Origin of the sequence: Mangrovihabitans endophyticus (assembly GCF_014646155.1) — a bacterium.
Lineage (GTDB): Bacteria > Actinomycetota > Actinomycetes > Mycobacteriales > Micromonosporaceae > Actinoplanes > Actinoplanes endophyticus.
This window is the reverse complement of the sequence record NZ_BMMX01000046.1, coordinates 2007-14312: the sequence shown is the minus strand read 5'-3', so window position 1 is coordinate 14312 and position 12306 is coordinate 2007. Positions and strand designations below refer to the sequence as shown.

At 75.6% G+C, this 12306-nt stretch carries 2 protein-coding genes (1 of these 2 cut by a window edge); both read left to right on the top strand.

Going from position 1 to position 12306, the window contains the following annotated elements:
• Positions 1 to 2605, top strand: partial view of a type I polyketide synthase gene (locus tag IEY73_RS33855; RefSeq protein WP_189082428.1) — the 3' portion only. The gene continues 24671 nt to the left of window position 1, outside the view; the window shows 2605 of its 27276 coding nt (coding positions 24672–27276); its start codon lies beyond the left edge, outside the window; its stop codon occupies positions 2603 to 2605.
• Entirely contained in the window at positions 2602 to 12306 is a 9705-nt protein-coding gene (locus IEY73_RS28485) for a type I polyketide synthase (protein WP_189082427.1), read from the top strand. The genes IEY73_RS33855 and IEY73_RS28485 overlap by 4 nt, the downstream gene beginning before the upstream one ends.

Sequence of the window (12306 nt, the reverse complement as noted above, 5' to 3'; positions counted from 1 at the left end):
CGCCGCCCGGCACCTGGCGGACGGATTCGCCGCGCAGGGCCGCAAGACTAGGCGTTTGCGGGTCAGCCATGCATTTCACTCGGCTCACATGGACGCCATGCTCGACGAGTTCGGCCGGGTCGCCGGGACCCTGTCGTACGCCGCCCCGGCGATCCCCCTCGTCTCGGACGTCACCGGCGAGGTGGCCGACGCGGACCTCGTCACCACGCCCGGATACTGGGTGCGGCATGTGCGCGAGGCGGTCCGGTTCGCCGACAGCGTCGCCACGATGCACCGCGAGGGCGTGACCTCCTTCGTGGAGATCGGCCCGGACGGCGTGCTCAGCGCGATGGCGGCGGGCATTGTCCCGGACGCGCTCACCGTGCCGGTGCTGCGCGCCGACCGTGCCGACGAGACCGCGCTGACCACGGCGCTGGCCCGGCTGCACGTCACCGGGACCACCCCGGACTGGGCCGCGTTCTTCGCCGGCACCGGCGCCCGGCACGCCGACATCCCCGGGTACGCCTTCCGCCGGCAACGGTTCTGGCCGGAGCCGCGGCCCGTGACGCCGGGTGCGGACACCGCCGACGCGGAGTTCTGGAACCTGGTGCGCGCCGCCGACCTGGACGCCCTCACCGGCACGCTCGGCGTGGACGGTGATGCGCTGGCGAAGGTGCTGCCGGCGCTGTCCGACTGGCGGGGCCGCCGCGCCACCCAGTCCACCGTGGACGGATGGCGGCAGCAGATCGCCTGGCGGCCGTTGAACCGCCCGGCCACCGGCGTTCCGGCCGGCACCTGGGTCGTGGTGGTGCCCGCGGGCGCCGGCGCCGACCCGTGGGTGACCGCGGTGCTGGCCACCCTGGGCTCCGCCGCGACCGTCGTGGAGGCGCCCGAAGCCGACCGTGCGGCGATGACCGCGTTGCTGCGCGACCACATCGGCGCCCGCGAGGTGACCGGCGTGCTGTCGCTGCTGGCGCTGGCCGAGGACGTGACCGGTGACGTGCCGGCCGGGGTGCTGCTCACCACCGCCCTGGTGCAGGCCCTCGGCGACGCCCAGGTGACCGCGCCGCTGTGGTGCGCCACCCGGGGCGCGGTCGCCGTCTCGGCAGGCGAGCCGGTGCCCGGCACCGTGCAGGCCGCCGTGCAAGGCCTCGGCCGGGTGGCCGCGCTGGAGTACCCGCACCGCTGGGGAGGTCTGATCGACCTTCCTCCGGTGCTGGACGCGGGCGCTGCCGGACGGCTGGCCGCGGTGCTCGCCGACCCGCAGGGCGAAGACCAGGTCGCGGTGCGTTCGGCTGCGGTGTTCGGCCGCCGCATGGCGGCGGTGCCGCACCGCCCGGCCCGCGACTGGGAGCCGTCCGGAACGGTGCTGATCACCGGCGGCACCGGTGCGCTGGGCGCGCACGTGGCGCGCACCCTGGCCGCCGCCGCAACGGCGGACCTGGTGCTGCTCAGCCGCGCCGGGATGGACGCGCCGGGCGCGGCCGGGCTGGCCGCCGAACTCGGCCCGCGGGCACGCATCGTGGCCTGCGACGCGGCAGACCGCGACAGCCTGGCCCGGGTGCTCGACGGCATCGGCGACCTGACCGCGGTGGTGCACGCGGCCGGGGTGCTCGACGACGGGGTGCTCGACGGCCTCACCGCCGAGCAGTTCGCCGCCGTGTTCCGCGCGAAGGTCACCACCGCGCGTCACCTCGACGAGCTGACCGCCGATCGTGACCTGGCGGTGTTCGCGCTGTTCTCGTCGGCCTCGGCCGCGGTCGGCAACCCCGGCCAGGCCAACTACGCCGCCGCGAACGCGGTGCTGGACGCGCTCGCCGAGCAGCGGCGTGCCCGCGGCCTCGCGGCCACCTCGGTGGCCTGGGGCGCGTGGGGCGGCGCCGGGATGGCGGCCGACGAGCGGGCCCTGACGGCTGCCCGGCGCACCGGCATCAAACCGCTGGACCCGGACCTCGCGGTCACCGCGCTGCGTCAGGTGGTGCTCGCGCCGGAGCCGGTGGCCCTGGTGGCCGACGTGGACCCGGCGCCGTTCATCACCGCGTTCACCTCGGTGCGCCCGACCCGCCTGCTGGTGGAGATGCCGGACTACGAGACGGTGACGGCAGCCGCCGCGGCACCCGCGGCAGCCGCCGCGGACCTGCGCGCCACCCTGGCCGGGTTGTCCGCGGCGGACCGGTTGGCCGCGACGGTCGACCTGGTGCGCCGGCACGCGGCGCAGACCCTGGGGCTTCCCGACCCGGCCGCGGTGGGCGACGAGAAGGCGTTCCGCGACCTCGGGTTCGACTCGCTGTCCGCGGTGGAACTGCGCAACCAGCTCGGCGCGGCCACTGGGCTGGACCTGCCGACCACGCTGGTGTTCGACCATCCGACCCCGGTCGCGCTGGCCGAGCACATCGTGGACGCGTGCTTCGCCGGTGAGGCGGCCGGCGACGACGAGGCCGCGCTGCGCGCGGTGCTGGCCCAGGTCTCACTGGACCAGCTACGCGACATCGGCGTGTTGGAGCCGCTGATGCGGCTGGCCGGCCGCACCGCCAACGGATCCGCGTCGCTGTCCGAGGACTCGATCGACGAAATGGACGTCGACAGCCTCGTCCAGGCGGCGCTCAAGGAGCAGGGGGACCAATGACCTCGCCCAGCGACCGGGTCGTCGAGGCGCTGCGCTCGTCGGTCAAGGAGACCGAACGCCTGCGCCGGCAGAACCAGCAGCTCATCGCCGACCGCACCGAGCCGATCGCGATCGTCGGCATGAGCTGCCGGTTCCCCGGCGGCGTGCGATCGCCGGAGGACCTGTGGCGGCTGCTGATCGACGGTCGTGACGCGATCGGCGATTTCCCCACCGACCGCGGCTGGGACCTGGCCGCGCTGCGCGAGGCCGGGGTGGACGCCCGCGGCATGCAGGTCAGCCAGTCCGGCGGTTTCCTGGACGACGTGGCCGGGTTCGACGCCGCGTTCTTCGGCATCGCGCCGCGCGAGGCGGTCACCATGGACCCGCAGCAGCGGCTGCTGCTGGAGACCGCCTGGGAGGCGTTCGAGTCGGCCGGGCTGGACCCGGCCGCGCTGCGCCGCAGCCCCACCGGCGTTTACCTGGGCACCAACGGGCAGGACTACGCGTACCTGCTGGTGCGCGACGTGCAGGACGCCACCGGGGACATCGGCACCGGCATCGCGGCCGGGGCGGTCTCCGGCCGCATCTCCTACACGCTGGGTCTGGAGGGCCCGGCGGTCACCGTGGACACCGCGTGCTCGTCGTCGCTGGTGTCGCTGCACCTGGCCGCGCACGCGCTGCGCGCCGGGGAGTGCACGCTGGCGCTGGCCGGCGGGGTCAACGTGATGTCCACGCCCGGCTCGCTGATGGAGTTCAGCCGCCAGGGCGGCCTGGCCTCGGACGGGCGGTGCAAGGCGTACGGGGACGGTGCGGACGGCACCGGCTGGGCCGAGGGCGTCGGCCTGCTGGTGCTGGAGAAGCTGTCCGACGCTCGCCGCAACGGCCACGAGGTGCTCGCCGTGGTGCGCGGCAGCGCGGTCAACTCCGACGGCGCGTCCAACGGATTCACCGCCCCCAACGGCCCCGCCCAGCAGCGGGTCATCCAGCGGGCGCTGCGCAGCGCCGACCTGAAGCCCGCCGAGGTGGATGTGGTGGAGGGGCACGGCACCGGCACCCCGCTGGGTGACCCGATCGAGGCGCACGCCCTGCTGGCCGCGTACGGCAAGGACCGGGACGTGCCGCTGCTGCTCGGCTCGATCAAGTCGAACATCGGGCACACCCAGGCCGCCGCGGGCGTCGCCGGGGTGATCAAGATGGTGCTCGCGATGCGGCACGGCGTGGTGCCCGCGACGCTGCACGCCGACCCGCCGTCGTCCCGGGTGAACTGGGCGTCCGGCGCGGTGCGCCCGGTCACCGCGGCGATGCCGCTGCCCGGCTATTCCCGCCCGTGGCGGGCCGGGGTGTCGTCGTTCGGCATCAGCGGCACCAACGCCCACGTGATCATCGAACAGGACCGGCCCGCCGTCGCCGACGAGCCTGCCGCGCCGCCGCCCGGCGACGCGCCGGAACGCACGGCGGTCGTCCCGCTGCCGGTCTCCGCGCGCAGCGAGGCCGCCCTGGATGCCCAGATCGAGGCGGTGCGCGGCCTGGACGCCGCGCCCGCCGACCTCGGGTTCTCGCTGGCGCGGCGCACGTCGATGCCGCACCGGGCGGTGCTGCTCGGCGACACGGTGCTGCGCGGCACCGCCGACCGGCGGACCGTCGGCATGGTCTTCTCCGGCCAGGGGACCCAGCGGGCCGGGATGGGTCGCGGCCTGTATGACCGGTTCCCGGTGTTCCGCGAGGCGTTCGACGAGGTGTGCGCGCTGCTGCCGGGGGTGGACTGGCACGATCTCGACGCGACCGGCAACGCGCAGCCGGCGATCTTCGCGGTGGAGGTGGCGCTGTTCCGGCTGCTGGAATCGTGGGGTGTCAAGCCGGAGGTGGTCGGCGGGCATTCGGTGGGGGAGATCGCCGCGGCACACGTGGCCGGGGTGCTGTCCCTGGCCGACGCCTGCACGCTGATCACCGCGCGGGGCGCGCTGATGCAGGCGCTGCCCGCCGGCGGTGCGATGGTCGCGGTGCGCGCCGCCGAGTCCGATGTGGACGACCTTGACGGGGTGGACGTCGCCGCGGTCAACGGCCCGGACTCGATCGTGCTGTCCGGCCCCCGCGAGCGGGTGCAGGCGGCGGCTGCACGCTTCGGCAAGGCCCGGCCGCTGACCGTCAGCCACGCCTTCCACTCAAGCCTGATGGACCCGATGCTCGACGAGTTCGCCGAGGCGATCTCCGGGATCACCTTCCATCGGCCGGCCACGCCGCTGGTGTCCGCGGTCACCGGCGCGGTCGAGACCACCGCATTCACCGACCCCGCTTACTGGGTGCGGCACGTGCGGGCCACGGTCCGCTTCGCCGACGCCGTCGCGGCCATGCGCGAGACGGGCGTGGACACCTTCGTAGAGACCGGACCGGACTCGGCGCTGGCCGCGCTGATCGACGCCGACGTGGTGGTGCCGACGCTGCGCCGCGACCGCGACGAACCGGAGGCGCTGGCCGCGGCGACCGCGCGGCTGTGGTGCGCGGGCGTGGACGTGGACCTGCGCCCCTGGCATGCCGGAGGCCGCCGGACGCCGCTGCCCACCTACCCGTTCCAGCACGAGCGCTACTGGCCTCGCCCGTCCGGCGCCGCCGACGTGGCCGCGGCCGGTCTGACCGCCGCCCGGCACCCGCTGCTGGGCGCGGCCGTCGCACTGGCCGACACCGACGAGATGGTCTTCACCGGGCTGGTCGGCGAGGTGACCGGCAGCGCCTGGCTGGAACTGGCGGTGCGGGCCGGGGACGAGGCCGGCACCCCGCACGTGCGCGAGCTGGAGGTGCTCGCCGACCTGCGCGAGCAGGCCGCGGTGCAGGTGCGCGTCGGACCCGCCGACGACACCGGCGCCCGCACCGTGACCCTGTCCGCCCGAGCGAGCGGGGCCGCCGCGGACGCCCCCTGGACCCGTCACGCCCAGGGCACCTTGGATGCCGGTGGCATGTCCGCCGGTGAGCCGATCACGCCGGGCGACGGCACCGTCGAGGCGTCCGTGGACGACGCCGGCGCGTACGGCATCAATCCCGTCCTGCTGGACCGGATCCTGCCCGGTACGCCGGTGGCGTGGCGCGACGTGACCCTGCACGCCCGCTCGGCCACCCGGTTGCACGCGCGGGTCGCCCCGGCCGGCGAGGACACCGTGGCGATCACGGCGGTCGACCCGGCCGGCGCGCCGGTGCTGACGGCCGGCCGGGTGACCCTGGGCACCCTGGAGACGGCCGGGACCGCCACCGCCGCGGGCGACCTGTTGCGCGTGGACTGGGTGCCCAGCGAACCGTCACCGGACACCGGTGTGGCCGAACCCGCGGTGGTCGAATTCGCCGGCGACCCCGGCGCCGACCTGATCGCCGAGACACACCGCCTGACCGCGGCGGCGCTGCGCCGGGTGCAGGACTGGCTGGACGGCGACAACGACGGTCGCCTGGCCGTGGTGACCCGGCGGGGCGATCTGGCCGCCGCCGGCGTGCGGGGCCTGATCCGCGCCAGCGAGGCGGAGAACCCCGGCCGGTTCGCGCTCCTCGACTCGGACGACACCGGACTGCCGCCGCTCGCCGGCCACCTGGCCGGCGGCGACACCGAATTCCGGGTCCGCGACGGCGAGGTGCGGGTTCCGCGCCTGGTCCGTGCGTCCGATGCGGACGCTACGGCGTGGGAGCCGTGCGGCACGGTGCTGATCACCGGCGGCACCGGCGGTCTGGGCTCGGTGCTGGCGCGGCACCTGGCCGACCGGGGCGCCCGCCTGGTGCTGGCCAGCCGCAGCGGTCAGCGGGCGCCGGGCGCGGCAGACCTGGCGGCGCAGACCGGCGCGCGAGTGATGGCGTGCGACCTGACGTCCCGGGCCGCGGTGCGGGACCTGATCGCGTCGATCCCGGATCTGTGCGCGGTGGTGCACACCGCCGGCGTGCTGGACGACGGCGTGGTGACCTCGCTGACGCCGCAGCGGCTGCGCACGGTCATGGCGCCGAAGGTGGACGCGGCGTGGCACCTGCACGAGGCGACCGCGGACCGCGACCTGGACGCCTTCGTGCTGTTCTCCTCCACCGCGGGACTGATGGGCAGCCCCGGCCAGGCGAACTACGCGGCGGGCAACACGTTCCTGGACGCGCTGGCCGCACACCGGCACGGCCTCGGCCTGGCCGCCCAGTCGCTGGCCTGGCCCGCCTGGGCCGGCGGCACCGGCATGACCGCCACCCTCACCGACGCCGACGTGCGCCGCATCGCCGCCGCCGGGCTGCCCCCGCTGACCGCGCAGCAGGGCCTCGCCCTGTTCGACACGGCCACCGGCACCGCCGAGCCGTACCTGATGCCGGTGCACATGCCCGCCTCCCGCGAACCGCTGCCGGTGGTGCCGCCGCTGCTGCGCAACCTGGTGCGCGGCAGCCGCCGGGTGGCCGCCACCGGGCCGGGCGGGGCCGCCGTGCTCGCCGAACTGGCCGCGCGGCTGCGCCGCGCCGGACGGGAACGACTCAAGCTGGTCACCGACCTGGTTCGGGAACGGGCCGCCGCGGTGCTCCGGTACGCCTCGCCGTCCGCGATCGACGCCCGCCGCGAATTCCGCGAGCTGGGCTTCGACTCGCTGACCGCGGTGGAACTGCGCAACGCGCTCGGCGAGGCCACCGGCCTGCGGCTGCCGGCCACCCTGATCTTCGACCACCCGACGCCCGCCGCGCTGGCCGCCCGGATCCTCGCCGACCTGACCGACGAGCAGGAAACCGGCGACGCCCCGGCCTGGCGGGACACCGGCGCCGACCCGGTGGTGATCGTCGGCATGGCCTGCCGGCTGCCCGGCGGCGTCACCTCACCGGACGAGCTGTGGGATCTGGTCGCCGCAGGCGGCGACGGCATCACCGGATTCCCCACCGACCGCGGCTGGGACCTGCAGACCCTGTTCGCCGCCGGCCCGGACGCGCGCAGCTCCAGCGCCACCCGGTACGGCGGATTCCTCACCGGCGCGGGGGACTTCGACGCGGGCTTCTTCGGCGTCTCCCCACGCGAGGCGCTGGCCATGGACCCGCAGCAGCGGCTGCTGCTGGAGACCTCCTGGGAGGCGATCGAACGCGCGGGCGTCGACCCGCAGCGGCTGGCCGGCACCCGCACCGGGGTGTACCTGGGCGCGGGCGGCCAGGACTACACGAACCTGGTGATGACCTCCCGCGAGGACGTCGAGGGGCACGCCACCACCGGCCTGGCCACCAGCGTCATCTCCGGCCGGGTCGCCTACACCCTGGGCCTGGAGGGTCCGGCGGTGACGGTGGACACGGCGTGTTCGTCGTCGCTGGTGGCGTTGCATCTGGCGGCGCAGGCGCTGCGCTCCGGCGAGTGTGATCTGGCGCTGGCCGGCGGTGTCACGGTGATGTCCACCCCGACCAGCTTTACCGGATTCACCCGGCAGGGCGGCCTCGCCCCGGACGGACGGTGCAAGGCGTTCGCCGACGCCGCCGACGGCACCGGCTGGTCCGAGGGCGTCGCCGTGCTGCTGGTCGAGCGGCAGTCCGACGCGATCGCCGCCGGACACGACATCTTCGCGGTGGTGCGCGGGTCGGCGGTGAACTCCGACGGCGCGTCCAACGGGCTGACCGCCCCCAACGGCCCGTCCCAGCAGCGCGTCATCCGCGCCGCGCTGGCCGCCGCCGGACTGTCCACGGTGGACGTGGACGTGGTGGAGGCGCACGGCACGGGCACCACGTTGGGGGACCCGATCGAGGCGCAGGCGTTGCTGGCGACGTACGGGCGGGATCGTTCCGAGGATCGTCCGTTGTTGCTGGGGTCGGTGAAGTCGAACATCGGGCACACCCAGGCGGCGTCCGGGGTGGCCGGGATCATCAAGATGGTGCAGGCGATGCGGCACGGTTCGGTGCCGGCGACGCTGCACGTGGACCGCCCGTCCACGCACGTGGACTGGGACACCGGCGCGGTGCGGCTGGCGACTGAGGCGTCCGCGTGGCCTCAGGTGGACCGGCCGTGGCGGGCCGGGGTGTCCTCGTTCGGCATCAGCGGCACCAACGCGCACGTCATCATCGAACAACCACCCGCGTCCCCATCGGAGGCATCGCGGCCGGTGAACGACCCGGCACCGGTGCCGCTGCCGGTCTCCGCCGGGGACGAAACCGCGCTGGACGCCCAGATCGAGCTGGTCCGTGCGGTCGACGCCGCACCCGCCGACATCGGCCTGTCGCTGGCCGCCGGACGGGCGGCGCTGCCGCACCGGGCGGTGCTGGCCGGTGACACGGCGGTGGCGCGCGGCGTGGCCGCGTACCGCTCGGTCGGGGTGATGTTCTCCGGCCAGGGTACCCAGCGCGCCGGGATGGGACGTGAGCTGGCGCAGCGCTTCGGCGTGTTCCGGGACGCGTTCGCCGCGGTGTGCGCCCGGCTGGACATCGACTGGGACGACCTGGACGCCACCGGCAACGCCCAGCCGGCCATCTTCGCCGTCGAAGTCGCCCTCTACCGGCTGCTGGAGTCGTGGGGCGTGCAACCGGACGCGGTCGGCGGCCACTCCATCGGCGAGATCACCGCGGCGCACGTGGCCGGGGTGCTGTCGCTGGACGACGCGTGCACGCTCATCCAGGCGCGCGGCCGGCTCATGCAGCAACTACCGCCGGGCGGCGCGATGATCGCCGTGCAGGCGGCCGAGGCCGACGTCGAGGGCGTCACCGTCGCGGCGGTGAACGGACCGGACGCGATCGTGCTGTCCGGACCGGAGAAGGCCGTCGCCGCCGCCGCTGCCCGCTTCGAGCGCACCAGACGGCTGACCGTCAGCCACGCCTTCCACTCCGAGCTGATGGACCCGATGCTGGACGCCTTCCGCGCGGTGGTGTCCGGACTGACCCTGCACGAACCCACCCTGCCGATGGTCTCCACGGTCACCGGCGGCCCGGTCGAGGCCGGTCTGGTCACCGACCCGGAATACTGGGTGCGGCACGCCCGCGCCTGCGTCCGCTTCGCCGACGGCGTGGCCGCCATGCGCGGCCTGGGCGTGGACACCATCGTGGAGGCCGGACCGGACGCCGCGCTGGTCGCGCACCTGGACGCCGACGTGGTCACCCCGCTGCTGCGCCGCGACCGGCCCGAAGCCGACGCGATGCTGGCCGCCGCGGCGGTGTTGCACGTCAACGGCGTCGACATCGACTGGACGCCGTGGTATCCGGACGCGCGCCGGGTGCCGCTGCCCACCTACCCGTTCCAGCACCGGCGCTTCTGGCCCCGGCCCGCCGCGGCCGGCGGCGACATCACCTCGGTCGGGCAGACCGCCGCCGGGCACCCGCTGCTGGGCGCCGCGGTCGCGGTGGCCGGCGCCGACGAGATGCTGTTCACCGGCCTGCTGTCGCTGCGAGTGCACCCGTGGCTCGCCGGGTACGACACGGTGCCCCCGGCGACCTGGCTGGAACTGGCGGTGCGCGCCGGTGACCAGGTGGGCGCGGCGCGGGTGGAACGCCTGACCGTGGGCGCCGCGCTGGCCCTCACCGAACGCGCCCCGGTCTCCGTGCAGGTGCGCGTGGGCGCCCCGGACGCCGACGGGCGCCGCACCGTGAGCGTGCACTCCCGCACCGGCGACCACGCATGGATCGGACACGCCGAGGGCGTGCTGGCGGGCGATCCCGGCGAGCCGCTACCGGTGTCCGCCGACCCGGCCGAGGTGACCCTGCCCGACGCGCTGGCCGGCGACGCCGCGTACTTCGGGCTGCACCCGGACCTGCTCACCGCGCTGCTGGAGCCCCGCCGCGAACCGGCCGAGTTCCGCGGCGTCACCCTGCACGCCTCCGGCGCGGTCACCCTGCGCGCGACGGTCACCCGGCACGGCGCGGACGACGACTGCCGCGTCGCGGCGGTGGACCCGGCCGGCGCGCCGGTGCTGTCCATCGAGTCGCTCACCCTGCGCGACGCGCTTGCCGCCGACGATCACGGACCCCGCGGATCGCTGCTCGGCCTGCGCTGGCCGGTCACCACCCGGGCCACGCGGCCGGGCCGGGTATGCCACCTGGACACCACCCTGGACGCGCTACCCGGCGACACCGACCTGGTGGTGGTCCCGATCTCCGGCGACCCGGGCGGCGTGGCGCAGGCCGCGCACCGCCTCACCGAACGCGCCCTCGACCTGATCCAGCGCTGGCTGGCCACCGACCGGTTCGGCGCCGCGCGTCTGCTGTTCCGCACCGACGGTGCGGTCAGCACCGGCCCGGACGATCCGGTCCGCGACGTCGCCGCCGCGGCCCTCTGGGGTCTGGTGCGCGCCGCGCAGTCCGAGCATCCCGGCCGGTTCCTGCTCGCCGACGCCGCCACCGACCCGGACCGGATCCCGGACGGCGAAGCGCAGTTCGCGATCCGCGACGGCGAGGTGCGGGTGCCGCGCCTGCATCGTGCGTCCGGTGTGGACGGTACGGCGTGGCAGCCGCGCGGCACGGTGCTGATCACCGGCGGCACCGGCGGTCTGGGCTCGGAACTGGCCCGGCATCTGGCCGAGCGCGGCGCGGACCTGGTGCTGGCCAGCCGGCGCGGCCCCCAGGCACCGGGCGCAGCGGACCTCGCGGAGCAGACCGGCGCCCAGGTGGTGGCGTGCGATCTGGCGGACGCCGCGGCGGTGCGGGTGCTGATCGCGTCGATTCCGGACCTGTCCGCGGTGGTGCACACGGCCGGTGTGCTGGACGACGGCGTGGTGACCGCGCTGACCGAACAGCGGCTGCGCACCGTCATGGCGCCGAAGGTCGACGCGGCGTGGCATCTGCATCAGGCCACGGCCGACCGGGACCTGGACGCCTTCGTGCTGTTCTCCTCGATCTCCGGCGTCATGGGCAGCGCCGGCCAGGCCAACTACGCGGCCGGCAACACCTTCCTGGACGCGCTCGCCGAGCACCGGCGCGGCCACGGCCTGCCCGCCCAGTCGCTGGCCTGGTCGGCCTGGGCACCCGGCGCCGGCATGACCGCCACCCTGGACCAGCAGGCCATGCAGCGGGCCTCGGCGGGCATGCCGCCGCTGTCGGTCGAGCAGGGCCTGGCCCTGTTTGACGCCGCGCTCGCCGACGGCGGCGCCTACCTGGTGCCGGTCGGCATGGCCGCCACCGGCGTGCGGATGCCCGGCGAGGTGCCCGCGGTGCTGCGCGACCTGGTCACCGGCGCGCGGCGCACCGCCGCCGGGCGGGCCGGGCAGGCGGCCACCCTGGCGGAGCTGACCGGCGAACTGGCCGCTCGCCGCGAGGAAGACCGGATCCGCTACATCACCGATCTCATCCGGGCGGAGGCCGCCGGGGTGCTGGGCCACCCCGACCCGTCCGCAGTGGACGCCCGCCGCGAGTTCCGCGACCTGGGGTTCGACTCGCTGACCGCGGTGGAACTGCGCAACCGGATCAGCACCGTCACCGGGCTGCGGCTGTCCGCCACCATGGTCTTCGACCACCCCACCCCGGCCGTGCTCGCCGAGCATCTCACCAAGGAACTGCTCACCGAGCACACCGCCCAGCAAGGCCCGGCCCTGCTGGGCGAGCTGGACCGGCTGGGCGCGGCGCTGCGCGCCGCGGAACCCGACGACGTCACCCGCGCCGCGGTCACCACGCGGCTGCGCCAGATGCTGGAGATCTGGCGCGCCCCCGCACCCGAGAGCGCCGCCGGCGCGGCGGGCCCACAGGAGCCGGACGTCGCGGAACGGCTCGGCGCCGCCTCGGCCGACGAGGTGTTCGCCTTCATCGACAACGAACTCGGCCGCCTGAGCGACCGCTGA

Coding starts and splice junctions, on each gene's coding strand:
- IEY73_RS28485 (WP_189082427.1), top strand. CDS start 2,602: ATGACCTCGCCCAGCGACCGGGTCGTCGAGGCGCTGCGCTCGTCGGTC.